Origin of the sequence: Xanthomonas sp. 3793, from assembly GCF_024806835.1 — a bacterium.
Classification (GTDB): Bacteria; Pseudomonadota; Gammaproteobacteria; order Xanthomonadales; family Xanthomonadaceae; genus Xanthomonas; species Xanthomonas arboricola_F.
In genome coordinates, this window is record NZ_JANTYU010000009.1 from 39,561 (window position 1) to 63,767 (window position 24,207).

A 24,207-nucleotide genomic window follows, 5' to 3' on the forward strand; every position below is an offset into this window, starting at 1 on the left:
GGGGAGCGTGCTGTAGCGCGTCGATACTGCATTGCATGCTTTGTGCAGCCAGCCACTCAGGCCTTGTCTCCATCGCGCACGCCTCACGCCTCGCGCATGGCCACCAAGGGACGCAGATCGTCCACAAGGCGCTTTCTGCTGCTACGCGCGTACTCGACCGGGGAGAACGGCATTGCCGAGTCTGCGTAGGCATCGATGAGCTGCAAGAGTGCTTCCCTGCCAATCTCCTCCGACGCGGGATTACTGCCGGCCTCGGTCAGCGATGTCAGCCGTTCCTGAAGCATTTCCTTCCTGGCGATCTCCATGCCGAGGGAAGGATCTGCCACGCACAGGCCAAAGGTCCCATCAAGAAAATAGGGGATGAACCCCTGGATCCTTTTTTCGATGGCATCCGTGTCCTCGATGTGCGCGCGCAGCCCTGTCTCCAATTCCCGACCCAATGCCGCAAGCACGGCATCACGCGCGTCCCCCTTTGCGGCTCGGTCGGCGATGTCCACCCATTTCCTGCATTCGGGACGGAAGTAGTCGCCCACAAGGCGCTCGTCGATGTGTGTGACTCCAAACGCCGCCGAACGGATGGAATGTCCGTCGCACGTATACGTCGGTTTTGGTATGGCATCCGCTTCCAGAAGCGCATCGAGCCGATCGACCGTGATGCCGGCAAGCGATGCGAACGTTGGCTTGTCGACGAAGTGCGTTTGCAGATAGTTTGCCAGCGTCACCGACTGCTGCATGGACAATCACCCGTGTTTGTAGAGGTGCGAGACGCTATCACACCGGTACGCAGGCAGGCACAAGATCGGCCTCTGTTCGCGAGAGCTGGACAGACGACGACCAAACGCTGCCACGACTTCTCGCACGGTACCGTCATGTCACTGGCACCGAGGGCCAGCTTGCACCTGGGCCGGAACTACATCGCATGGGGCCGCATCCAAGCGCATTGCAGTTACGTAGGCCTATGTATGTGCTCTTTTGATGGAGGTTGCCATGCGACATCGTTCGATGCTGTTGTTACTGACGCTTGCGGTCTACGGGAGTGCCAGCGCAAGCGACCCACGCGCTGCCCTGCCGCGCGCAGACACCGTTGACGTGCCACGTTTCATGGGCGACTGGTACGTCATCGCGCACATTCCTACCCGGCCGGAGCGCAAGGCCTACGATGCCGTGGAGCGCTATGCGTTGCGACCGGATGGCCGCATCCAGACCACCTTCACCTTCCGCAAGGGAAGTTTCGAGGCGCCGCTCAAGTCCATGCATCCGATCGGCCAGGTGGCGAAGGAGGGCAATGGCGCGCTGTGGAGCATGCAATTCTTCTGGCCATTCAAGGCCGAATACGTGATCGCCTGGCGGGATGCAGACTATTCGCAGACCATCGTGGCACGCAGCAAGCGCGATTACGTCTGGTATATGGCGCGCACGCCGCAGGTCTCCGAGGCCGACTATCAGCAGGCCGTCCAACGTATCGCCGCCATGGGCTACGACGTGTCGCAGCTGCGCCGCGTCCCGCAGTCGCAGCGGTGACGCGGTGACGCGGTGACACGGCAAGGGTGCAACGAGCTCAGCGATGCAGTGACTGCATCGCCAGCTCTCGCACACTGGCGGCGTCAGGTGTCCTTGTCATCCACAGAAAACTCCCAGCCGTCATTCAAGCCACCCAAGGGCTTGGCCTCCACGGCCAGCTCTTCCTCTAAGGCCGAAATCGCCTTGTGCGACGGCACCATGGTCGGATACACCGTCACGTCCATCGGAAACGCCGTGTTGTCCGGGTAATGGCAGCAACGCACCTTCTGCTCGAAGCGCAGCAGCATCACCGAAAATTCCAGTGCCGACTCCTTCGTGGGGAAGACCACGGAGAACGCGATCTCGCGCGGCTTCGATAGATCCACTCCTTGCTGGGCAATGTGCCAGAGGGTGTCGCCGTTATCGTCGTTAGGATACAGATCCGGATTTCGTTGCATGGGAAGCTTCATTTTTTTTGACCAATTTACCGAGGAGGAATCCTAGCGCCCGGCTTGTGTGGGGCCTGTCATTAACTGCGTGCATGAAATCAAATGGTGTCAGAATGCCCTTCGAGCTCACTATATTTCTGGCGATCACACCATTTTCCGCTTCATCAGCAGGCGCATTCGAGTCGCCTAAGTATTCCCCTGAGCTGAAATGTCTGCATGTTAATACCTACATCTCTGCGACACGGCATTGATAACCGAAAGGGCGCGAAGACTCCAGGCCTGCACCTTGACTCCTCCATGCATCGGTAGCACACTCCTTCACGGAGCGTAGCAACTCCACAGATAGCGGTGCCACCCCCGTCAAGCGGTGGTTTTTTGTGCCTGATGTTTGGGCGCATGCTCGGCGTTTCCACGTCGGGAGGGCGGCGAATACAACACCCGCAAGGGAAATAAGCCCGCCGGCTATCTGCGGTTGCTAACCTCCCGGCATCCCGCCGCATCGTGCGGCGGGAGCCTGTTCCGGAGGAGTGAGCATGGAGCAGTCTCTGTTCGGGTATTACCTGTTGCCGGAAAACGCGCAGCTTCGGTTGCTGCAAACGCGCGATCATTTGCGCTTCCTGGCGACGCTGGCGCAGCCAAGTGCAACCATCGAGAGTCATTTCAATGAGCCGCACGTGAGCCTGAATGCACTTGCATTCTGCTTTGATCTGTTGGCTGAGCAGTTGGAAAACGTGTTGAACCAGACGCTGACGCCCGATGATTTTCTAGGACCTAACTTGACGCAGTAGCGGCGGCAAGATCGGGGGGCTGGCACCCCAAGGTGCCCAGCCCGCAGTTGCAGCCACGCCTTCGATTATTCGAAACCAATCAAATTTATATAAGACACACCCTTGACGCCCATCTGAGATTCGGTGTGGCCTGATTCAACGTAGGCGCGACTGACCCCACACTGGCAGACTTTCTTGATGTTGTTCTTGATGGCGCCTTCGATGCTGTGGTTGAAGCTAAATGCACTACTTCCTTCGACAACGCACACTTCTCTTTTCAGCCCACCCTCTATGGCCTGACTCTTTGTTTGATAGACCGTCACTTCGCAGCTGCCGCTCTTATAGTTGTTAGCTACGCCTATCATCCTCACCGATCCAGTTGCGCAACCAGACAGACAACAAAAAATAATAGCTGAAAAAATTATTTTATTACTAATCAAGAAAACCTCGCTGTTTGAGCGGACCTGCCATGATGAAAGCGCTTCCGGCCAGGATCGTAAAATATTTTCAAGCACGAATTTCTTTACATACCGCAGGACCAAATAAATTCATGAGACCTGGGCTTTATAGCCACCCAACGATAGAGCTAAAAAAGAGCGGATTAACTTGATAATTTGACCGTCTCAGCAAAAGCCAAGAGGCGGAGGCATCTATCCGCTCCGCCAGTGATTGTTACGGCACCCAAACCAGATTCATCAACTGCGGGTCGGCGGTGACCTTGACCAGCTTGCCGCTGGGGCCGAACTGCACCTGGTACTCGGAAAAGCTGTCGCGCCAGTAGCGCCACAGCGACGCTTCCAGGTTGGGGTTCTCGCTGCTGATCGGGTAGCCGACTGCCATCAGCACCTGCTCGCGGGTCATGCCGCCGGTGAGCTTGCCATCGTTGATCGCCTGGCGAATCTTGGGCGGGAAGGTGGCCAGCTTGAGCTTGGGGTCGGCGGTCACCACGTAGCGGGCGGCGAAGGCGGTGTTGTCCAGATCGCGGCTGTAGTCGTTGCCGATGGACTGCTTTTCGCCGGCGATCTTGAGGTTGACGCGGTTGCGGCCGAAGCCGGTGACGCTGACCGGGGTGCCCACCGGAAGCACGCGCTTGCCGTCTTCGGCGTAGTTGCTGTCGCTGATCCAGCTGCCGTCGGTGCGCAGGTTGCAGCACAGAAAGCCGTCGTACTTGGCCACATCGGCGGCCGAGGCCAGGTTGACGGCGGTGAGCAGGCTCAGGGCCAGCAGGGAAGAACGCAAACGCATCGTAAAGACTCCTTTCTCGACGGCCGGGGCCGCGCGGCAATGATGGGATCGGGTGCGCCGCCGTGTCCCCGTCGGCGCCCGGACATTGTCGCAGCCGGCGGCCACTTGGCAAGCGCAGGTGACGCGTGTCGCCCGGGGTTGTGTATGCTCGGGGCGTGGAAACCCTCTCACCCGCCGAGATCGCCGAGCAGATCGCTGAGTTGCGACGCGCCCATCGCGCGTTGGACGAGGAGATCCAGCGCGTGCCCGCAAACGTGGAGGACGAACTGCAGATGAAGCGCTTGAAGAAGCGCAAGTTGCATCTCAAGGACTGCATCACGCGGCTGGAGATGGAGCTGGTGCCTGACGAGCCGGCGTGAGGCCATGCCTGCAGTTGGGTTCGCCTGTCGACACCCGCGCGCTGATCGCTGCGTCTGCCCGCTCTTGGGGCCAACTCCCCTGCGTAGGAGCGCACCTGGGCGCGATGAGGCGCTCCCCCAGAAGGCCCGTCGCGCTCAGGCGCGCTCCTACGGTGCCTGTCAGCAGATTGGCTGAAGGGGTGCGAATGCGCAACATGTGATTCGCGATGGGGGACGCGGCGTGTCATGGCTGGTTGAGCAAGCTTGGCCTTGACGTGGCGTTGCGCGCACGTAACCGCCTGACCGCCAGTCCGCAGACGTTGACCAACTGTCGCTGCGTTGCCCGCATGCGCCCTTCGGGCACCTCCCCCCCGCAAGCGGGAGAAGGAAGCGCCAAGGCGAGACAATCAGATTCCTGCGTGCAGCGCTCAGCCTGCGCGCAGCAGGATCTTGCCGCGGCGCCCGGGTTCGTCGCTCGCGGCAGCAGCCTTGGCGGCGTCTTCCAGGTCGAACACCGCCTCCACCGGCAAGGCCAGGCTGCCATCGACGGCAGCCTTGAGCAGTTCGCCGATCATGCGGCGCTTGTCTTCTGGCTTGGTGGCGGCCATGACCTTGCTGCCCCAAAAGCCGCGCACGCTGGCCTGCTTGAAGATCACATCGCCGCTGGAAATCTGCAGCGGCTCGCCAGTCATCGAGCCGAACGAAACCAGCTCGCCGCCTTCGGCCAGCAGCCCCATCAGGTCGCCGGCCGCGCTGCCGGCGACCGAATCGATCGCGCGCACGATGGGTGCGTCGCCGGCCAGCGCGCGCGCGGTGTCCTGCCAGCCGTCCTGCGCGGTGGAGACTGCGTTGCCAATACCCAGCGCCTGCAACTCGTCCACGCCGGCATCGCGGCGCACCAGGTTGATCACGTTGATGCCGCGTGCGGCGGCGAGCATGGCCACGGTCTTGCCGACCGCGCCGTTGGCGGTGTTCTGCACGATCCAGTCGCCCTTTTCCACGCGCAGGAATTCGATCAGCATCAGCGCGCTCAGCGGCATGGCGATCAGCTGGCAACCACGGTCGTCATCAAGCGCGTCGGGCAGCGGCACCACGCCGGCGGCATCAGCCAGGAAGTACTCCGCCCAGCTTTCGTGCACGCCGGCGGCGACGACGCGTTGGCCTGTCTGCAGGCCTTCAACGCCTTCGCCGAGTGCGTCGATCACGCCAGCCGCTTCGCTGCCGCCGATCGCCGGTAGCTCGGGCTTGTAGCCGTAGTTGCCGCGCACCGTCCACAGGTCGTGGTTGTGGATGGGCGAGCGACGCATCGCGATGCGCACCTGTCCCTTGCCGGGTTGCGGCACGGGCCGTTGGCCGAGTTCGAGCACCTTGGCGGGATCGCCGAATTGGGTGTGGATGGCTGCGCGCATGAGAAATCTCCTGCCGGGCACGCCTGTCGTACAACGCCCCCGATCGTGATGAAAGGTGACGCGATGCTATCGGCAGGGCTGCAAGAGGCGGATGAAACGGACGGAACTGTTATGTGAAGTCGTTGGGGTCAATGGACGACGCCAGGGGTGAGTTGGTTTTGTGCAACGCCCGGTGACTGCGTGCTGGCCGACCCTCATCCGCCCTTCGGGCACCTTCTCCCGGAAGGGAGAAGGGAAACATCGTCGTCGGCGTGGGGAGCGCCGCTTTGCCCTGCTGCTCCCACCATTGCATCGCGACTTTATTCAGCCGGCGGCAGCATCACATTGCTTGCTGGCTGGCCCTCATCCGCCCTTCGGGCGCCTTCTCCCGGAGGGAGAAGGAAACGTCGTCGTCGGCATGGGGAGCGCCTCTTTGCCTTGCTGCTCCCACCATTGCATCGCCACTTTATTCAGCCGGTGGCAGCATCACATCGCTTGCTGGCCGGCCCTCATCCGCCCTTCGGGCGTCTTCTCCCGGAGAGAGGAAGGGAGCGGCGTCCGCACAGGGGCACCGCTCTGCCCTGCTACGGCTCCGCTATCGTACCGCCGCCTTACTCGGCCGGTGGCAGCACGACACCCGGCTTGACCGCTTCGGGACTGACCCGCTCGATGGTGTGGCGCAGTTCGCGGCCGAGGATGAACTTGGCGTCCTTGGCCCAGGCGTCCAGGCGTTCGTCGAACAGCAGCTTGCTGTTCTCGTCCGGCCACACCAGGCGCAGCTCGCGCAGTTTCTGGATGAAGCTGCGGAACAGGGTCTTGTCGAAGAACTCGGGGGCGGCCGGGGCGTACAACAGGCTCAGGCGTTGCGCCGCCTGCTGGCACAGGCTTTCCAGTTCGCCGGCACCGAGCACGCCGGGGCCGTTCTTCACCAGCACCGAGATGGCGATGTAATAGCGCTCGAATGCCTGCTGCAGCGAGTGGCCGATGGCGCGCAGACGGAACACCTCATCGGTCTGCCCGGTATTGCGGGTCAGGATGCCGCCGTCGTCGTCGGTGACATTGAGCAGCAGGCCTTCGCGCACGAACATATCGATGGTCTGTTCGATGCGCTCGGCAAAACGGTCTTCGCTCCATGGCAGGAACAGCTCGGCCTGCAGGAACGGATACACCGTGCGCCCCAGCCGGATCAGACCGGCGCGGCTCATGCGGCGGTTGTTCTGGAAACAGCACGCCACCCACGAGGAGGCGGTGAACAAGTGCAGCACGTTGTTGCGGAAGTAGCTCAGCAACACTGCGGTGTCGCCGCTGACGCTGAGCACATCGCCCAGCGGGTGCGACACGCGCGTGAGCACGTTGATCTCTTCGGCGTGGGTGATGATGCGTGCCGGGGTATGCGGAGTCACGGTGACGCGGTCCGAGTACGGCATTTCCGCCAGCAGTTTCTTGCACAGCTCGATCTGCGCAATCAGATCGGCCTCGCCCATCGCGTGCTTGGGCGTGGACAGCAGCGCCAGCGCCAGCAGGTTGATCGGATTGACGTCGGCAGCGCAGTTGATGCGGGTCTGGATCTGGGTGGACAAGGTGTCCACCGCCGGTGCCAGCCAGCTGGGCTTGGCGTCCTCCGGCAGCGGCTCGCCATCCCAATCCGGGGCGTGCTTGGCCAGCACATCGTTGAGCGCGATCGGCTCGCCGAAGTTCACCACCACCTGGCCGTAGTTCTGCTTGAGCACCTTGGGGATCGACCACAGCAGGCCCCAGATGGATTCCTTTTCCTTCGGCCGGCCGGTGAGCTCGTCCAGGTAGCTGTTGCCTTCCATCAGCTTCTCGTAGCCGATGTAGACCGGCTGGAACAGCACCGGCTTGCGCGGCTGGCGCAGGTAGGCGCGCAGCGTCATCGCGATCATGCCGCCCTTGGGCTGCAGCAGACGCCCGGTGCGCGAGCGCCCGCCTTCGACGAAGTATTCGATCGAGTAACCGCCGGCCACCAGCTGGGCGACGTATTCGCTCAGCACCGCCGAATACAGCGCATTGCCCTTGATCGAGCGGCGGATGAAGAACGCGCCGCCCTTGCGCAGCAGCGTGCCGACCACCGGCAGGTTGAGGTTGATGCCGGCCACGATGTGCGGCGGCACGATGCCGCGTTCGTACAGCAGGTAGCTCAGCAGCAGGTAGTCCATGTGGCTGCGGTGGCTGGGCACGTAGACCACTTCGTGCCCGGGCGCGGCCTGCTTGAGCTTGTCCAGGTGATGCACCAGCACGCCGGCGTAGATGCGGTTCCACACATGAGTGAGCAGGAAGCTGGCCGAGCGCACCACCGGGCTGGAATAGTCGGCGGCGATTTCCCACGCATAGGCATGCGCCTTGCGCCAGGCATCGACCGGCTTGGAGTTGTCGCGCTTGGCCTGGGTGGCGATAGCTTCGCGTACCGAATCGGCAGCCAGCACCTGGTCCACCAGCAAGCGGCGGGTGGACAGGTCCGGCCCGATCACCGCCTCGCGGATACGGCGGAAATGCGTGCGCAGCACGCGCTGCAGCTTGCGCAGGGTGCGCTCGGGCGGCAGGCCTTCGGCCATGGTCTGGCGCAGCGAGATCGGCGGCGCGAAACGCACGATGGTGGTGCGGCCATTGAGCAGCACCGCCAGCAGGCGACGGAAGCGGCCGACCAGCGCCCAGTTTTCCGAGAACAGCACCGCAAACCAGCCGCTCTGTTTGTCCGGCGCGCGGCCGACGAAGATCGACACCGGCACCAGGTGCACGTCCAGGTCGGCACGCACGCGATGCGCCTGCAGCAACTTGGCCAGCGAATCGGAGTGGGTCTTGCCGCCCCGCTGTTCGGGGATCAGCGAATTGCTGCTGCTGCGCCGCGACAGCGCCAGGTAGGCGCGCTTGCGCTGCAGCGGGTCGCCCGGCAGCGGCACCAGCGGCGAGGGCAGCCCGGCTTCGCGGCAGGCCTTGTCCAGGATCAGCGCGCTGGACAGGCCGTAGTCCTCCAGCACATAGACCACCGGCGTGCCGTCGTCGTAGCGGCTCGGTTGGTCCGGTTCGATGGTCAGGCTCAGCCAGGGGTCGGCCAGCCGGCCGAGCAGGCGCGCCCACCACGGGCGCTTGGCGTTGCGGGCGGCAGCGACGGCAGGCGCGATCGACGGCGCAACCTCCGGCGGAACCGGTGTGGCGGTCGGCAAGGCGGCGGCCGTGGCGCCGAGATCGGCGGCGGCAGCGCTGGGCGGGGCGGGCTGGCCGTCCGGGAACGGCAGGGGATTCTGTTCTGGCATCGCGGTCATTATCGCCCAGCCGGGCGCTGCCCGGCGTCCGTGGCCGGTGCAGGCGGTGCCAGTGCCGTATCAGGAGCTGCCGCGGCACCGGGTAGGGGCGGGGCCGGCATGGCGTCGAGCAGCGCCTGTATCTCGTTCTGGGTCTGCTGCTGGTACCAGTGCCCATCGCGCTTGATCAGCGCCACGGTCAGGTCGATGGCGTGTGCGGCCAGCGGATAGCGCAGCCGCACCTGGGCGCTATCGCCGTCCTGCTTGATCAACCCGGTGCGCAGCGCGTCCAGGCTGGTGTCGATCGACAGGTCGTAGCGCTCCAGCACCTTTTTGCACGCCGCCCAGAACGGCCCGAGCCGGCGCAGGCTGTCTTCCATGCCCAGCCGTTGCAGGTCGGCGTCGGAGGTGATGCCGGTGGCGCGGGCCGCAGCCACCAGGTCGGCGATGCTGGCCTTGGCGCGCGCGCGATCAGCCAGCGGCGCGGTGGCCGCCCAGGCGCTCAGCGCGTCGACCAACTGCACGTAATGGGCGCGCTGCTCGGGCTGGTAATCGTTGCGGCTGCGCAGGTACTGCACGCCGAACTGACCCAGCGACTGCGCCGCCTGGGCGATGCCGCGCGATTGCCCGGCCAGCTGCGCGTCGAAGGCCTGCTGCAGACGACGCTCGGCATCGGGCGCCGACAACGACCCCAGCAGCGCACCGACCTCGTTGGGCAGCGGCAGCTCGGTCAGCGGCCAGCGGCTGGCACCGCTGCGCCAGGCCGCTTCCAACTGGGTGTATTGCGCCGGCGTCACCCGGATCCGCGCATAGGCGACCAGGTCGTTGCGCCGCAGCGGCAGGGTCATCGACTGCATCGCGGCGGCCGGTTCGGCGTCGGCACCGGGCAAGGGAGCGGCAGCGTCGTTGCGCTGGCAGCCGCCGACGCACAGCGCAGCAAGCAACACCCATGCGATGGACTGACACCGGCCTGCGCGGACGGTAAATGGCGACATGCGCACGATGTTCCCCTGATCGATCGGCGCATCTTGCTGTCTGAATGCACCGGCGGCAAGGCGTGGCGCCACCGTGCGTCACGGTATGGTGCAAAGATGTTACTTTTTCGTAGTTCCCGTGCGATGTCAGCCGGTGTCCGACATTGGCTGCTGTTGTCTTATTCGGACAACTTTGTCCACCAATCAGGTCGCAACCCTTGTCCCAGCTCTGTTTGACGCAATGGTGCGGCGCATCATGTAAGCGCTTGCAGTTCCTGCTAGCGTGCGCGCCATCTCGCTTCGAGGTCGCCATCGGATGGGGCCGATGACATTCATGAGCCTGTGCGACACGAACGTTCTGCGCCAGCAGACCGTGCGCCCTGTACTGGCGTGCGGTCGCCACCGCCTTGCCTTGGAGAAAGCGCCATGAGTCGGCCACGTTCGGAAGGCGGCAGCGTCACCATCAAGGATGTCGCGCGCGAGGCGCAGGTCTCGGTGGCCACGGTGTCGCGCACCATGAACGGGCATCAGCACGTGGCCGAATCGGTGCGCGAACGCGTGCTGCAGGTGGCACGGGCGCTGAACTACATCCCCCATCACGCTGCGCGCAGCCTGAGCAGCCGTCGCACCCACACCATCGGCGTGGTGTTGCCGGACCTGCATGGCGAGTTCTTTTCCGAATTGATCCGCGGCATCGACCAGGTGGCGCGCGACCAGGGCTACCACTTGCTGGTGTCCAGTTCGCACGGCGACCCGCAGGCGCAGCGCCGCGCACTCGAACGCCTGCCCGGGCGCGTGGATGGCGTGGTGGTGATGTCGCCGTCGCTGGGCGATTCGGGCGTGCATGAGGACGCATTGCCCGGCGGCCTGCCGGCGGTGCTGCTCAACTGCGCCGGCAGCGCCAGCCAGCGCCCGGTGCTCAATGTCGACAACTACGGCGGGGCGCGGGTGATGACCCGCCATCTGCGCGACAGCGGCCACCGCCGCATCGCCTTCATCGCCGGCCCGGACGACAACTTCGACGCGCACGAGCGCCTGCGCGGCTATCGCGACGAGCTGGCGGTGGATGCCGACGCGCAGCCGTGGGTGCTGCCTGGCAACTTCGACGAGGAATCCGGCTACCGCGCCGGCCAGGTGCTGGCGCAGGATGCGCGCCCGGACGCGGTGTTCGCCGCCAACGACATGATGGCGCTGGGCTGCCTGTTCGCGCTCGGCCATGCCGGGCTGAAGGTGCCGCACGACATCGCGCTGGCCGGCTTCGACGATGTGCCGATGGCGCGTTACGTGCTGCCAGCGCTGACCACCATGCGCGTGGACATCGCCGGGCTGGGCGCGCGTGCGCTGCGCCTGCTGCTGGGCCAGCAGCTGGTGGACGCACCCGCGCCACCCGCCGATGCCGCACCGCCGGCGTTTTCGGAAATGGTGCCCGAGCTGATCGTGCGTGCGTCCAGTGCCCCGCGTAGCGCGGCTGGAGGCTAGACACATGCGCCACGTCGCATCTTCACGAATTCTTTGCGGTTTCTTATGTTTTTTATAACACCTGTCGTTTGCCTGTTGCCGTCCTGCAGTCCTTGAAACAACGCACTACCCGCGCCACGCCGACCACTTTGCCGGTACGCGCCTGACCCCTGGGAGGGGGAAAGTCATGAAGACCTACCGCACCGTGTCCACCCTGCCGGCACGCAGCCTGTTGTGCTGCGCCCTCGCCGCTTCGTTGTTGTCCGCCGCCCCGGCGATGGCCCAGTCCAGCAATGCCACCTTGCGCGGACAGGTCGCCACATCCCAGGCAGGCACCACCGTGACCGCGACCAACGTCGCCAGCGGCGCAGTGCGACGGGTGACCACCGGTGCGGACGGTACCTATGCGCTGGTGGGCCTGCCGCCGGGCACCTACAAGGTGGAAGCCGGCCCCGGCACCGAGAAGACCGTGACCCTGTCGGTGGCCTCGTCGGTCAGCCTGGATCTGGGCGGCGGCGGCGAAGCGACGGCTCCGGCAGGCGACGCCACCACGCTGGATGCGGTGCAGGTCACCGCCACCACGCTGCAGGAGGTCAAGACCTCCGAGGTGGGCACCAATATTTCGTTGAAGCAGATCAACACGGTGCCGCAGCTGACGCGCAACTTCCTGGAGTTTGCCGACACCGTGCCGGGCATGCAGTTCGAGACCGATGCCAATGGCAACAGCCGCATCCGTGGCGGCGCGCAGGCCAGCTCGGCGGTCAACGTCTATATCGATGGTGTGGGCCAGAAGAGCTACCTGTTCGGTGGCGTGTCCGGCCAGCAGCAGAGCGCGGGCAACCCGTTCCCGCAGCTGGCGATCGGCGAGTACAAGGTCATCACCTCCAACTACAAGGCCGAGTTCGACCAGGTGGGATCGGCGGCGATCGTGGCGTCCACCAAGTCCGGCGGCAACGAATTCCACGGCGAGATCTTCGGGCGCACCACCAATACCGATTTCCGTGCGCGCCAGGCCGACGAGCGCGCCGGTGCGCCCAACGCCGACGGCAACAAGCGCCAGACCCACCAGGACGAGTACGGCATGGCCTTCAGCGGGCCGATCGTCAAGGACAAGGCGCACTTCTTCCTCAGCTACGAAGGCAAGGGGTTCGAGGTGTCGGCCAATCCGGTGTCGGTGCCCGATAACTTCAGCAGCCTGCGCGACGACTTGCCGGCCGGCGTGCAAAGCCGCCTGGGCTCGGTCACCCGTCCCTTCAACGAAGACCTGTACTTCGGCAAGATCGATTGGGACATCGGCGACAACGACCGCCTGGAGCTCACCGCCAAGTACCGCGACGAAGAAAGCCGCGACAGCGTGGGCGATCGCAATACCGCCATCGCCGCCAAGATCAACCTCAATACCGAAGAGCGCTACGACCTGCGCTGGCAGCATTTCGGCGAGAACTACGTCAACGAAGCGCGCGTGTCGTACGAAGACGTGCTGTTCAACCCCACCGCCTACACCATCGGCAGCCAGACCGTGTACACGCGCGGCATTGCCGAAGACGATGTGCTGATCAACGACGACGCCACCAGCGGCCTGGCGATCCAGCGCAAGGGGCAGAAAGGCCCGAGCTTCCAGAACGATCTGACCTTCAACAACATCGAGTGGCATGGCAGCCACGTCATCAAGATGGGCGTGAAGTACAAGGAAGTGGAGCTGACCCAGAGCGAGAATTCGGCGGCCAACCCGTCGTTCTACTACGCGGTGGGCGATGGCGCAGGCACCGCGCCCATTCCCTACCAGGTGCGCTTCAACCTGCCGTTTGCCGGCGCCGCGCCGTCGGTCACCACCACCAGCAAGCAGCTTGGCCTGTACATCCAGGACGATTGGGACGTCAACGACAAGCTGCAGTTGAACATCGGCGTACGCTGGGATGGCGAGAAGATTCCATCCTACCTGGACAACGTGACCCCGCCGGAAGTGGTCGCCGCACTGAACGGCCCCGGTACCGACCCGGCGGTCAGCGCCACCTATGCCGAGCAACTGGCCAAGGGTGGAGTGAACGTCAACGACTACATCAGCAACGGCCGTAATCGCAAACAGGACAACAACAACTTCGCGCCGCGCCTGGGCTTTTCCTACGACTTCCGTGGCGACGAATCGCTGGTGCTGTTCGGTGGCGCCGGGCGCAGCTACGACCGCAACCTGTTCGACATCATGGGCCTGGAGCAGGTCAAGTCTGCGCTGTCGCAGTACACCATCCGCTTTGTCGAATCCTCCGGTTGCACCCCGGCGGCCGGCACCTGCACCAACTTCAACCCGTCCTTTGTCAGCAATCCGGACAGCCTGGGCGGCCTGGTCGATGCACGTGTGCGCAACGGCGAGATCGACCTGCTCAACAACGATCTGAAGACGCCGTATTCGGACCAGTATTCGCTTGGCCTGCGTACCCGTGTGGGCGAGTGGAGCAATTCGGCCACGGTGTCCTACATCCACAGCAAGGATGGTTTGATCCTCACGCTGGGTAATCGCTATCCCAACGGCGATTTCTTCCAGGCCGGTGCGCAACCGTGGACCCAGTCACCGGCGGGCTTCGGCAACCTGATCATCGGCAACAACGGTGTCGAAACCAAGACCGCGCAGTTGCTGTTGTCCACCGACAAGGCCTACACCAAGGAAAGCGGCTGGGGCCTGACCGCGGCGTACACGTTCTCGCGCGCACGCGGCAATCGCGGCAACGACGATCAGTACGGCTTCGATGCCGCGACCATCGCCAATTACCCGTTCCTGGATCTGAACTCGGTGCCGCGCCACCGGCTGGTGTTGACCGGGATCTACGACCTGTTCTGGGGCATCAGTGCCTCGGCCAAGCTGACCCTGGCCACGGTGGCGCCGCGCAACGAGGCGGTGTCGTACGACCTGTATGGCGGCCCGCCATCGGACAACATCCGCATCGTCTCGGTGGATGCGCCGGGCGGCAAGTTCATCGCCGGTGGCGACATCTTCGGCACGCGCCAGCTGGATCTGTCCTTGTCCAAGGACATGCATGTCACCGACGCACTCACCGTGCAGGTGCGCGGCGATCTGATCAATGCGCTGAACTTCCGCAACTACGATCAGTACTCCATCGACTGGGGCGATGCCGGCGTGTACAACCCGCGCGTGAGCATCAACCAGTACGGCGCGATCTCCACTCCGCCGCGCACCCTGTTTTTGAGCGCCCGCATCATCTGGTAAGCCGGCCCTGCGGTCTGCCACGACTGTTGCAGACCGCAGGTTTCGCACACTTCCTTCTTCCCCCGCACGAAGATCGCGCCGCTCTGGACTGGTAACGCTTACGGTCCGTTGCGGTGCATGCCGTGCAGCGCGAGCAATGACGCGCTGCGCGTGCTGCAACGCTTGCTGGTTTGTGGTTCTTGTTTGCAGTTGCTGTCGTTTGTTGCGTTGCCTGCTGTCCCCGTATCACTCACATCAAAGTACCAACCTCGACGCGCCAGTCACTCCACTGGTTCGCGCTTTACCCCTGGGAGGGGGAAAGTCATGAAGACCCACCGTACCGTCTCCACCCTGCCGGCGCGCAGCCTGTTGTGCTGCGCCCTGGCCGCCTCGTTGTTCGCCACCACTCCGGCCATGGCCCAGTCCAGCAACGCCACGTTGCGCGGCCAGGTCGCCTCCGCACAGAGCGGCAGCGAAGTCGTCGTCACCAACCTCGCCACCGGCTCGGTGCGTCGCGCGCCGGTCAATGCGAACGGCAACTACACCATCGTCGGTCTGCAGCCGGGCACCTACAAGGTCGAATCCAACGGCGTCAGCCGCACGGTTACCTTGTCGGTGGCCTCCAGCGCCACCGTCGATCTCGGCACGGAGACGGCGGCCGCGCCCGCCGGCGATGCGACCACGCTGGACACGGTGACGGTCAGCGCGCCAATGATTCGCGACGTCAAGACGTCGGAGGTGGGCAACACGGTCTCTCTGCGTCAGATCCAACAGCTGCCGCAGGCGACGCGTAACTTCCTTGAGTTTGCCGATACCGTGCCGGGCATGGTGTTCACGATCGACCAGGACGGCAATACAAAACTGCGCGGTGGCGCTTCCAATGCCAGCTCCAGCAACTTGTATATCGACGGCGTGAGCCAGAAGAGCTACGTGTCCGGCGGTGGTATTGCCGGGCAGGACGAGACCCAGGGCAATCCATTCCCGCAGCTCGCCATCGGCGAGTACAAGGTGATCACCTCCAATTACAAGGCCGAATACGGCCAGATCAGCGGCGCGGCGATCACTGCAGCCACCAAGTCCGGCACCAATGAGTTCCACGGCGAAGCGTTCTACCGCTTCACCAACCAGGATCTGCGCAAGGAACGTCCGGACGAAGAAGATGGAAAGGTGGACTCGCAGACCAAGGAGTACGGCTTTGCGATCGGCGGCCCGCTGATCCAGGACCGCATGCATTTCTTCTTCGCTTATGAAGGCAAGGACAACGTGGCGCCCAAGAGCGTGCAGCCCAGCGCCGAAGCCTCGCCGTTCATTGGCCTGCTGCCGTCCAACCTGCGCGATCAGTACGGTGCGTCCAACATGCCGTTCACCGAAGACCTGTACTTCGGCAAGATCGACTTCGAACCGACCGATAACGATCGCATCGAACTGGCAACGCAGTACCGCGATGAAACCCAGGTCAGTAACGTCGGCGGCCAGAACGCGCCCGACCGCGCGGTGGACAAGATCAACAAGGACAAGCGCACCAGCCTGCGTTGGCAGCACAGCGCCGACAGCTGGTTCAACGAAGCGATCCTCACCACCGAGGATTCGCGCAACGTGCCAACGCCGCGCGGTACCGGCAACGGCTCCATCTACACCTACATCGACCGGACCCAGGCCGATCCGCGCCAGTGGGTGTTCCTCAACACCGGCGCCGCCAGCGGCGAAGACTTCAAGTTGCGTAGTCAAAAGGGCTGGTCGTTCCAGAACGATCTGACCTTCAACGCACTGCAGTGGCATGGCGAGCACACCATCAAGACCGGCGTGACCTACCGCGACATCAAGCTGACCTCACGCGAATCCAGCTCGCTCAACCCGCAGTTCAGCTATGAGGTTGGCCAGAACGGCGTGGCGCCGGTGCCGTTCCAGGTGCGCTATATCCGTGCCTTCGATAACCCTGGCCAGTTGCCGGTGGTGGAGTCGCCGTCCAAGCAATACGGCATCTACCTGCAGGACGATTGGGCGGTGAACGACAAGCTTATGCTCAACATCGGCGTGCGTTATGACTACGAGGACACACCTGCGTACACCGACTTCGTGACGTCGCAGCCGTTTGTGGACGCGTTGTATTCGAACGATCCTGACAACCCGGGTCAGCCGTGGGCCAACCGCCTGCTGCCCAGCGGCATCAACGTGGCCGACTACATCAGCACCGGCAACAACCGCAAGAACTTCAAGGATGCCTGGGCGCCGCGCTTGGGCTTCTCGTATGACTTCTTCGGCGACGAGAGCGCGGTGCTGCACGGCGGTGCCGGCCGTTCCTACGATCGCAACCTGTTCGAGCAGCTCGCACTGGAATCGGTCAAGGCTGCATTGTCGCCGGTGGTGGTGTATTTCAGCGATGCCGCCAGCGGACAGCCCTGCTTCCGCGACGACCGTGCGTGCACGCCGTGGAACCCGGGGTATCTCAGTGGTATCGATCAGCTGAACACCATCCCGGGCACCAGCGACAGCTCCGAGCTTTTCATGTTCAAGAACAAGCTCAAGACCCCGTACAGCGACCAGTACAGCATCGGTATCAGCAACCAGGTGGGCGACTGGCTGACCGACGTCACCTTCCAGCGCGTGCTGGCCTATGACGGCCTGGTGATGAGCCTGGTCAACCGCTACCCGAACGGCGCGTATTTCGACGCCACCGGCAGCGTGCCGTGGGGCGAGCCGGTGCCGGGTTACCGCAACACCATCCTGGGCTACAACGGCCTGGAGCAACGCAGCAGCCAGGTGCTGCTGTCGGCTGAGAAGCCCTATACCAAGGAATCGGGCTGGGGCTTGAACCTGTCCTACACCCACACCAGCGCGCGCCAGAACCGCACCATCGACGAGCCGTTCGCGTTCGACAAGGCGACCATTCGCGACTACCCGTTCGTGAAGTCCGATGCCGTCTCGGCGCATCGTTTTGTTGCGTCCGGCTCGATCGACGGTCCGTGGGGCGTGACCTTCGGTGCCAAGCTGGTGCTGGCCACGCCGGAGCCGATCAACACGATCGCCTGCTATGGCTTCACCGATCCCGATGGTGGCACCTGCCAGGCAGTGGGCGTGACCCCGCCGGGCAATGGCAAGTTCCTGCTCGGTGGCAAGATCTGGGGCTACCGCACCGTGGACCTGCAGGCCAACAAGGAGTTCACGGTGGTGGGCGATTTCAAGCTCAATGCCCGCATCAACGTGCTCAACGCCTTCAACTTCAAGAACTTCACCCAGTACCAGTACAACAGCTTCGGCAGCGATGGACGCCTGCAGCCCGACATCACCGTGGTCGACAACGGCGAAATCAGCTACGTGCCACGCAGTGTCGTGCTGGAAGTGGGCGCCAAGTTCTGATGCAGCCCAACGCCATCTGACTGCGCTGTGCAGGCAGATGACCCGGACGGGGCCAGCTGGCCCCGTCCGCTTGTTGGCGGTTTCCACGTTTGTACAGGGTCGAACGCCGCATGATCCCCGCTCCACTTCGCAACATCGTCATCGTCGGCGGCGGTACCGCTGGCTGGATGGCGGCCGCCGCCTTTGCGCACGTGCTTGGCCCCACCTTCAACGTGCAGCTGATCGAGTCCGAACAGCTCGGTACCGTCGGTGTCGGCGAGGCCACCGTGCCGCACATCAAGGCCTTCAACAATCTGCTCGGCATCAATGAGGCAGAGTTCGTGCGACAGACCCAGGGCAGTTTCAAGCTCGGCATCGAGTTTGTCGACTGGCAACGCCCCGGCACCTCCTACATCCATGGGTTCGGCACCCAGATAGGCCACCCGCTCGGCTTGCTGCCGTTCCATCAGTACTGGATCAAGCAACACTTGCGCGGCAAGGCGCAGCCGTTGGGCGCCTATACGCTCAATACCGTAGCCGCGGTGCGCGGCAAGTTCATGACCTCGGCCGGCGATGTGCCGGCCAATTCACCGTTGGCCAACATCGCCTACGCGTATCACTTCGATGCCTCGCTGTACGCGCGCTTCTTGCGCGGCTTTGCCGAAGCGCGCGGCGTGCGCCGCATCGAAGGCATGGTGGACCGTGTGCACCTGCATCCCGAGTCGGGCCATGTGGTGTCGCTACAGCTGGCGTCCGGCCAGCTCATCGCTGGCGATCTGTTTATCGATTGCTCGGGCTTTCGCGGCCTGTTGATCGAAGACGCGCTGCACACCGGCTACCACGACTTCACCCACTGGCTGCCGTGCGACCGCGCACTGGCGTTGCCTAGCGAAAACGTCGGCCCGCCCACGCCGTACACGCGCTCCACTGCGTGCGCGGCCGGCTGGCAGTGGCGCATCCCGCTGCAGCACCGCACCGGCAATGGCTATGTGTATTCCAGCGCGCACATCAGCGACGACGAAGCCGCCGCTAGCCTGCTCGCCAACCTGGATGGCAAGCCCTTGGGCGACCCGCGTCCGCTGCGCTTCACCACCGGCCGGCGCAAGCAGTTCTGGAACCGCAACGTGGTTGCGCTGGGGCTCGCCAGCGGCTTTCTGGAGCCGCTGGAATCGACCAGCATCCATCTGATCCAGTCCGGCATTTCCAAGTTGCTGGAGCTGTTCCCGCGCGAAGGCATCAGCCCGGTGCTGGTGCAGCGCTACAACGACCGGCTGGCGTTCGAGTTCGACCGCATCCGCGATTTCCTGCTGCTGCACTACCACGCCACCGAACGCGACGACAGCGCGTTCTGGCGGCATTGCCGCCAAATGCCGATCACCCCGGAACTACAGACCACCTTGGACTTGTTCCGCGACAGCGGGCGTTTCTATCGCAATGCCGAAGAGATGTTTGCCGAGATCAGCTGGGTGCAGGTACTGGTGGGCCAAGGCGTGCTGCCGCAGGGTTATCACCCGCTGGTGGACCAGGTGCCCGACCGCGACGCCGAAGGCTTCCTAACCAGCGTGGCGCAGACCATCTCGCACTGCGTGGATGTCATGCCGTCGCACCAACAGTTCATCGATCGCTATTGTAAGGCGGCAACTCTGCCGTACAGCTAAAGACGACGTTCGGAGTGCTGTCTTCAGTCTTTCCGCTTTCCCGTCTTCACGTACCACCTGACGTTAGTGAAACTCAAAGGACGCTTAGCCTTTATGGCTAAGTGTCCTATAGTTAAAATCTCGTAGAGAAAATTAATCAGGTAACGCTGCTCAGGTTACTTATCAACCACTGCTGCGCAACAACCAAACTAATTATCACGCCTTTGAATCTGAAGCGTCGCGTATGCGCCATCAGTCCACGTTGACATAAACGCTTGCAGGCGGGTTGAAATTCTGTCCCGGAGAGGTCGCAATCGCTGATATACGATACGTTCCCGGAGTCCGGATAGTGGCTTTACAGTGTCTTACTGGAGTCGCGCTGTAGAATTCATCTGAAGTGTTGCAGAGGTATTCACCATTTGCATATATTTTGAAATTACTACCGTAATCAACAGTATTACCCCCTGTGATGTAAATGTCGGCTTGCACGCCTACAAATTTGGGAAGCGTGCCTGGCTGCAAAATCGCTTGGACCATGTTTGGCCCCGGACACGGAACCACGAAACCATCTGAGTTAAAACAAGTTGCAGCAAGCGAAGATCCCGCCACTGAAAAAATAAAAATTGCTGATGCACCCAGATAAAATCGTTTCATTTAAAATCCTTTAAATTAATTTAAACATCCGTTTAGTTACAGAGGGCTCTGCAACAAATTACAATTAGCAGCGATATCATTAATTTTTTGTGTTTTTTAAGTTAAACACAGATAAAGTTTGGCCGCGTGCATACAAAGCACGTTCTGGCTGCAAAAAAAAGGATCGGGCACAAGGCCCGATCCCTTCGAAAACCGGGACAAGCCCGGTGGACAATGAGTGGCACAGCTTCCGACTGACATCGGACGCCGGCATGTTAACGAGACTTTCACGTTAAAGCAATACTTTAATTTTACCTGCTCAAATTATTGATTTTGTTCGACAAACGCATACTGAGCAATAGCACCGGCACTCAGTCCCGGCGCTGCACCACCGCCGCGCGGATCTCGTCCTGGATGGCGGCGGCAGCGGCGGCCGGGTCGGCAGCCAGGCGGATCGGCCGGCCGACCACAATCGCGTCGGCGCCATCGGTGAACGCCTGCGCCACGCCCACGGTGCGTTGCTGGTCGTCGCCGACCGGGCCACCGGGGCGGATGCCGGGGCAGACGATCGAAAACCCCGGGCCGGTGGCGCGGCGGATCGGGCCGGCTTCCTGGCCGGAGGCGATCACCCCGTCGATGCCGGCGGCCTGGGCGGCCAGCGCGCGCTCCACCACTACGTCCACCGGTTCGCGGTCGATGCCCATCGCGGCCAGGTCCGGGCGGCCCATCGAGGTCAGCACGGTCACCGCCAGCAGGCGCATGTCGCCCTGGTTGGCTTCGGCGGCGGCCTGCAGCATGCCGGCATGCCAGCCGTGCACGGTGCAATAACTCACCGGCCACTGCGACAGGCGGCGGATGGTGCCGGCCACGGTGGCGGGGATGTCGAAGAACTTCAGGTCGACGAACACGCGCTTGTTGCGCTTGGCCAGCGCATCGAGCACATGGAAGTACTCGCCCGAGGCCAGCAGTTCCATGCCGATCTTGTAGAAGGACACCGACTCGCCCAACCGGTCCACCCAGGCGATCGCCTGGTCATGGCCGGGCACGTCCAGCGCGAAGATCAGCCGCTCGTGCGCGGCCAGCGGCAACGGTGCGCGGCTCATCGGGCCACCTCCAGCGCGGCGCGCTTGGCGTCGTGGCGGGTCTGCCAGGGTTGCGAATAATCGTTGTTGAACTGCGCCGGCTCCCAGCCGCCATAGCTGGGATTGGGCAGCATCCACCAGCGCTCGCCGAACCAGTCGTGGTACTGCTGCAGCAATGCGCCGCGCGCCTGGCCGGTGTTGGCGGTGACCTGCACGAAGTCGCCCAGCTGGTCGCCGAACTGCATCAGCACGCGGTAGGTCTGCCCGGCCAGCTGGCGCCGGCAGTTCTTCTCGCTACCGTTCTGCTCGCAGCCCTTGACCACCGTGCCCAGGCCCAGAAACACGCTGTCGTCGGCCACCGGCAGGCCGGCGCTGCGCAGGTTGGCCAGAGTGGCGTCCTTGAGGTGCACGGCGCGGTTGGAGATGTAGATCAGGGTGATGCCGCGGGCGTTGGCGGCCTTGGCGAAATCCACGACGCCCGGAATCGGCTTGGCCTTCTTCTCGGCCACCCACTGGTCCCAGCTCAACTCGTCGTATTCCTTGCCGTCGCGCAACAGGCGCGCCTGATAGGGCGAGTTGTCCAGCACGGTCTCGTCCACGTCCAGCACCACCGCCGGCTTCAGGCCGGTGGCGGCATTGCCGCGTTCTTCGGGGACCAGCGCGTCCCAGTTGGGCTGCTTGAGCGCGGCATCGAGCTTGTCGGCCGCAGCGCGGTAGGTCTGCTCGGCCACGGCGCGGTATTCCTCCGAGCGCTGCATCCACAGCACTGCGTTGAGATTGTCGTCGCCGGCAGGGAGCGTGCTGGCAGGTGTCGCGGGCGTGGCAGACGCCGTGCCGGCAGCATCGGCGGAGGCGGCCGCAGGCTGCGCCGGCGACTTGTCGGCGGGCTTGCAGGCGCTCAAGGCCAGCACGGTGCAGGCGAGCAGGGACAACGGTGCGTAAAGCGAGGGGCGCATGGCATCCACCAGAACAGGAGCGGTCATTAAGCCCGCGATTTTAGCGGGTTCGCGCCTGGCCGCCCGCTGTTGGCGACAGCAAGGCCAGTGGACGCGACACGCACCCATGGGAGGTGACCGCAGCGATGGCCTGCATGGTAGTGGTGGCTGGAAACCGCGTAGCGGCCGACGACTGCCATGGCGCATGGGCTGCGACGGCGCACGCGCTGCCGCCCGCAGCAGCTTGGCCGCACGCACAGGCTGATCGCAGACGCCTGGAAGAACACCGACACAGGATCGGCATATCCTTGTGCGCTGATTGCCCCGGAGTCACCGATGACAGAGACCTCGCCACCGCCCGTTCTCGATACCGCCCAGGCCCGCGTGCTTGGCTGTCTGATCGAAAAAGAGGCCACCACCCCGGACGCCTACCCGCTCACCGTCAACGCCGCACAGGTGGCCGCCAATCAGAAGACCGCGCGCGAGCCGGTGCTGAACCTGCAGACCGGCGTGGTGCATCACGCGCTACGCCAGCTGGAAACGCTGGGCCTGGTGCGCCAGCAGTTCTCCTCGCGTGCCGAGCGTTACGAACACCGGCTGGGCAGCGTGCTGGATCTGACGCGCCAGCAGGTGGCCCTGATCGGCCTGCTGCTGTTGCGCGGCCCGCAAACCCTGGGCGAGTTGTTCGCGCGCAGCGAGCGGCTGGCGCGCTTCAACGATGCCGACGACGTGCGCCATCACCTGGACCGGCTGATCCAGCGCAGCCTGGCGGTGCAACTGCCGCGCGCCAGCGGCCAGCGCGAGGACCGCTACATGCATCTGCTCGGCGGCGAGCTGGACCTGGACGCGCTGCAGGCCGCAGCTGCCACGCGCGAGAGCACGCCGCGCGGCGCCGACAGCGCTGCGCTGGAAGCGCGCGTGCAGAGCTTGGAAGAGCAGTTGCAGGAACTGCGCGAGCAGGTGACCGCGCTGCGCACCCGCCTGGGCGAGTAAACGCGGGAAGCGAAGCGCTCGCGCCGCCGCCGGGCGCACGCCGGCGATGCCTGGTGGGGCACGGACCGCGCGCGCACTGCGGTGACTGCGCGCCATCCCCGATAACTGCCCGCCACGCTGCGAGCCGCTCCGGGCAAGTCACCGGTCGGCATTGGCGGATCACACAGTCGCCGGCACCCGCTCCAGCACGCCGCCCGCATAGTCGGCCTGGAACGGAAGGTCCGGCCGGTGCGCGTAGCCGATGAAGCAATCGCACCGCGTATTGGGGCAGCTGCGGGCACGCAGCTGCGCGGCGAAACTGCCGTCGTAGAGATTGCCCAGCGGCGTAGCGACGAAGTGGCAGCGCCGCACGGTGCCGTCGCCATCCACCGACAGCACCGACTCGCCGGTCAGGCAGGGCGCGCCGAAGCTGGGCGGCGGGGCGAGGTTGTAGCCGAAATGCGGATCGATCCGGCTCAAGCGCTGCACCTGCTCGGGCGTGTAGTAGTCCGACGGGCGCGGATCGAAGGCGTTGAGCCACATCGGCGTGGCGGCAGGCAGCGCAGCACGTAGCGCCTCGATCTCGTCCATGTGCGCGTGCGAGGCCACCATGCCCACGCTGTGGCGCACGCCGCGTTCGCGCAACGCCTGGCAGCGCCGCAGGAAGGCTGCGCGCGTCACCTGGCTGGGATGGTAGGTGCACCACAGCGCCAGGCGGTCGAGATTGGCCGCGTCCAGCCAGCGCATGCCCGTGCACAGGTTGGTCTGGATCGCCACGCGGCGCAGCTGCGGCAGCTGGCTCAGCTGCACCATCGCATCGCGGTAATGCCGCCGCACCAGGCCCTCGCCCCAGGGCGTGAACAGGATCGACAACGGCCGCGTCTGCGCCTGTGCCCAGCCGACGAACCGCGCCAGATCCTGCGCATCGCGGCGCAGCGCGGCGGGGCTGTCGTAGGTCTTGGCGAACGGGCAGTAATCGCAGGCGTAATTGCAGCTGCTCAGCCGTCCCCGATAGAGCAATGACAGATGCATCG

Annotated in this window: 19 protein-coding genes; 8 read left to right on the forward strand and 11 right to left on the reverse strand. The window is 64.0% G+C overall.

What is annotated here, in order from left to right; genetic code table 11:
• Positions 1-83: 83 nt before the first annotated feature.
• Positions 84-734, reverse strand: coding sequence for a DUF6058 family natural product biosynthesis protein (locus tag FHY18_RS21655; protein ID WP_259159962.1), 651 nt, complete (start codon positions 732-734; stop codon positions 84-86).
• 253 nt (positions 735-987) lie between these two features.
• Between FHY18_RS21655 and FHY18_RS21660 the strand changes: the two genes are divergently transcribed.
• Positions 988-1,521: a lipocalin family protein gene (locus FHY18_RS21660; RefSeq protein ID WP_259159965.1), complete on the forward strand. Its 534-nt coding sequence runs from the start codon at positions 988-990 to the stop codon at positions 1,519-1,521.
• 83 nt (positions 1,522-1,604) lie between these two features.
• On the opposite strand, the gene FHY18_RS21665 is transcribed toward FHY18_RS21660, so the two are convergent.
• Complete coding sequence (locus FHY18_RS21665) at positions 1,605-1,958, reverse strand: ribonuclease E inhibitor RraB (protein ID WP_259160026.1); 354 nt, start codon at positions 1,956-1,958, stop codon at positions 1,605-1,607.
• 524 nt (positions 1,959-2,482) lie between these two features.
• On the opposite strand from FHY18_RS21665, the gene FHY18_RS21670 reads away from it, so the two are divergent.
• Positions 2,483-2,737, forward strand: a complete 255-nt coding sequence (locus FHY18_RS21670) for a hypothetical protein (RefSeq protein ID WP_259159967.1) — start codon at positions 2,483-2,485, stop codon at positions 2,735-2,737.
• A gap of 65 nt (positions 2,738-2,802) precedes the next feature.
• Here FHY18_RS21670 and FHY18_RS21675 read toward each other — a convergent pair whose 3' ends face one another.
• Both FHY18_RS21675 and FHY18_RS21680 read right to left on the reverse strand, forming a co-directional pair.
• Positions 2,803-3,231 (reverse strand): hypothetical protein, encoded by a 429-nt coding sequence (locus FHY18_RS21675; protein WP_259159970.1) that lies wholly within the window; start codon positions 3,229-3,231, stop codon positions 2,803-2,805.
• Between the two features lie 157 nt (positions 3,232-3,388).
• A complete protein-coding gene (locus FHY18_RS21680; protein ID WP_259159971.1) occupies positions 3,389-3,961 on the reverse strand; it encodes a hypothetical protein in 573 nt (190 codons plus the stop codon).
• Between the two features lie 155 nt (positions 3,962-4,116).
• Here FHY18_RS21680 and FHY18_RS21685 point away from each other — a divergent pair, with 155 nt between their 5' ends.
• Entirely contained in the window at positions 4,117-4,320 is a 204-nt protein-coding gene (locus FHY18_RS21685; RefSeq protein ID WP_167393935.1) for a YdcH family protein, read from the forward strand.
• Positions 4,321-4,727: 407 nt separating this feature from the next.
• Here FHY18_RS21685 and FHY18_RS21690 read toward each other — a convergent pair whose 3' ends face one another.
• From FHY18_RS21690 to FHY18_RS21700, 3 genes are all read right to left on the reverse strand, one after another.
• Complete coding sequence (locus FHY18_RS21690; RefSeq protein WP_259159974.1) at positions 4,728-5,708, reverse strand: zinc-binding dehydrogenase; 981 nt, start codon at positions 5,706-5,708, stop codon at positions 4,728-4,730.
• A gap of 590 nt (positions 5,709-6,298) precedes the next feature.
• A complete protein-coding gene (gene plsB, locus FHY18_RS21695; RefSeq protein WP_259159976.1) occupies positions 6,299-8,968 on the reverse strand; it encodes a glycerol-3-phosphate 1-O-acyltransferase PlsB in 2,670 nt (889 codons plus the stop codon).
• Positions 8,968-9,942 (reverse strand): hypothetical protein, encoded by a 975-nt coding sequence (locus FHY18_RS21700; RefSeq protein WP_259159977.1) that lies wholly within the window; start codon positions 9,940-9,942, stop codon positions 8,968-8,970. The genes plsB and FHY18_RS21700 overlap by 1 nt, the downstream gene beginning before the upstream one ends.
• A gap of 405 nt (positions 9,943-10,347) precedes the next feature.
• Between FHY18_RS21700 and FHY18_RS21705 the strand changes: the two genes are divergently transcribed.
• The 4 genes from FHY18_RS21705 (at position 10,348) to FHY18_RS21720 (ending at position 19,572) form a co-directional block, all read left to right on the forward strand.
• Complete coding sequence (locus tag FHY18_RS21705; protein WP_259159978.1) at positions 10,348-11,400, forward strand: LacI family DNA-binding transcriptional regulator; 1,053 nt, start codon at positions 10,348-10,350, stop codon at positions 11,398-11,400.
• 166 nt (positions 11,401-11,566) lie between these two features.
• Entirely contained in the window at positions 11,567-14,599 is a 3,033-nt protein-coding gene (locus FHY18_RS21710) for a TonB-dependent receptor (RefSeq protein WP_259159979.1), read from the forward strand.
• A gap of 303 nt (positions 14,600-14,902) precedes the next feature.
• A complete protein-coding gene (locus FHY18_RS21715) occupies positions 14,903-17,935 on the forward strand; it encodes a TonB-dependent receptor (RefSeq protein ID WP_259159983.1) in 3,033 nt (1,010 codons plus the stop codon).
• Positions 17,936-18,045: 110 nt separating this feature from the next.
• A complete protein-coding gene (locus FHY18_RS21720; protein WP_259159985.1) occupies positions 18,046-19,572 on the forward strand; it encodes a tryptophan halogenase family protein in 1,527 nt (508 codons plus the stop codon).
• 231 nt (positions 19,573-19,803) lie between these two features.
• Here the strand turns inward: FHY18_RS21720 and FHY18_RS21725 are convergent, their stop codons facing one another.
• From FHY18_RS21725 to FHY18_RS21735, 3 genes are all read right to left on the reverse strand, one after another.
• On the reverse strand, positions 19,804-20,205 hold the full coding sequence (locus FHY18_RS21725) for a hypothetical protein (RefSeq protein ID WP_259159988.1): 402 nt from the start codon (positions 20,203-20,205) through the stop codon (positions 19,804-19,806).
• A gap of 350 nt (positions 20,206-20,555) precedes the next feature.
• Positions 20,556-21,287, reverse strand: a complete 732-nt coding sequence (gene pyrF / locus FHY18_RS21730) for an orotidine-5'-phosphate decarboxylase (RefSeq protein ID WP_259159990.1) — start codon at positions 21,285-21,287, stop codon at positions 20,556-20,558.
• Positions 21,284-22,231: a 5'-nucleotidase, lipoprotein e(P4) family gene (locus FHY18_RS21735; protein WP_259160028.1), complete on the reverse strand. Its 948-nt coding sequence runs from the start codon at positions 22,229-22,231 to the stop codon at positions 21,284-21,286. Before FHY18_RS21735 ends, pyrF begins: the two co-directional genes overlap by 4 nt.
• 306 nt (positions 22,232-22,537) lie before the next feature.
• Here FHY18_RS21735 and FHY18_RS21740 point away from each other — a divergent pair, with 306 nt between their 5' ends.
• The gene (locus tag FHY18_RS21740; protein ID WP_259159992.1) at positions 22,538-23,194 is read left to right on the forward strand and encodes a YceH family protein; all 657 of its coding nucleotides are present in this window, start codon (positions 22,538-22,540) and stop codon (positions 23,192-23,194) included.
• Positions 23,195-23,353: 159 nt separating this feature from the next.
• Here the strand turns inward: FHY18_RS21740 and FHY18_RS21745 are convergent, their stop codons facing one another.
• Positions 23,354-24,205, reverse strand: coding sequence for an STM4011 family radical SAM protein (locus FHY18_RS21745; protein ID WP_259159994.1), 852 nt, complete (start codon positions 24,203-24,205; stop codon positions 23,354-23,356).
• Between the last annotated feature and the right edge of the window lie 2 nt (positions 24,206-24,207).

Excerpts from the sequence above, each read along its gene's own strand:
- FHY18_RS21660 (WP_259159965.1), top strand. The coding sequence starts at position 988 with ATGCGACATCGTTCGATGCTGTTGTTACTGACGCTTGCGGTCTACGGG.
- FHY18_RS21715 (WP_259159983.1), top strand. The coding sequence starts at position 14,903 with ATGAAGACCCACCGTACCGTCTCCACCCTGCCGGCGCGCAGCCTGTTG.
- FHY18_RS21700 (WP_259159977.1), bottom strand. The coding sequence starts at position 9,942 with ATGTCGCCATTTACCGTCCGCGCAGGCCGGTGTCAGTCCATCGCATGG.
- FHY18_RS21740 (WP_259159992.1), top strand. The coding sequence starts at position 22,538 with ATGACAGAGACCTCGCCACCGCCCGTTCTCGATACCGCCCAGGCCCGC.
- pyrF (WP_259159990.1), bottom strand. The coding sequence starts at position 21,287 with ATGAGCCGCGCACCGTTGCCGCTGGCCGCGCACGAGCGGCTGATCTTC.
- FHY18_RS21670 (WP_259159967.1), top strand. The coding sequence starts at position 2,483 with ATGGAGCAGTCTCTGTTCGGGTATTACCTGTTGCCGGAAAACGCGCAG.
- FHY18_RS21680 (WP_259159971.1), bottom strand. The coding sequence starts at position 3,961 with ATGCGTTTGCGTTCTTCCCTGCTGGCCCTGAGCCTGCTCACCGCCGTC.
- FHY18_RS21710 (WP_259159979.1), top strand. The coding sequence starts at position 11,567 with ATGAAGACCTACCGCACCGTGTCCACCCTGCCGGCACGCAGCCTGTTG.
- FHY18_RS21720 (WP_259159985.1), top strand. The coding sequence starts at position 18,046 with ATGATCCCCGCTCCACTTCGCAACATCGTCATCGTCGGCGGCGGTACC.
- FHY18_RS21745 (WP_259159994.1), bottom strand. The coding sequence starts at position 24,205 with ATGCATCTGTCATTGCTCTATCGGGGACGGCTGAGCAGCTGCAATTAC.
- plsB (WP_259159976.1), bottom strand. The coding sequence starts at position 8,968 with ATGACCGCGATGCCAGAACAGAATCCCCTGCCGTTCCCGGACGGCCAG.
- FHY18_RS21655 (WP_259159962.1), bottom strand. The coding sequence starts at position 734 with ATGCAGCAGTCGGTGACGCTGGCAAACTATCTGCAAACGCACTTCGTC.
- FHY18_RS21725 (WP_259159988.1), bottom strand. The coding sequence starts at position 20,205 with ATGAAACGATTTTATCTGGGTGCATCAGCAATTTTTATTTTTTCAGTG.
- FHY18_RS21665 (WP_259160026.1), bottom strand. The coding sequence starts at position 1,958 with ATGCAACGAAATCCGGATCTGTATCCTAACGACGATAACGGCGACACC.
- FHY18_RS21705 (WP_259159978.1), top strand. The coding sequence starts at position 10,348 with ATGAGTCGGCCACGTTCGGAAGGCGGCAGCGTCACCATCAAGGATGTC.
- FHY18_RS21690 (WP_259159974.1), bottom strand. The coding sequence starts at position 5,708 with ATGCGCGCAGCCATCCACACCCAATTCGGCGATCCCGCCAAGGTGCTC.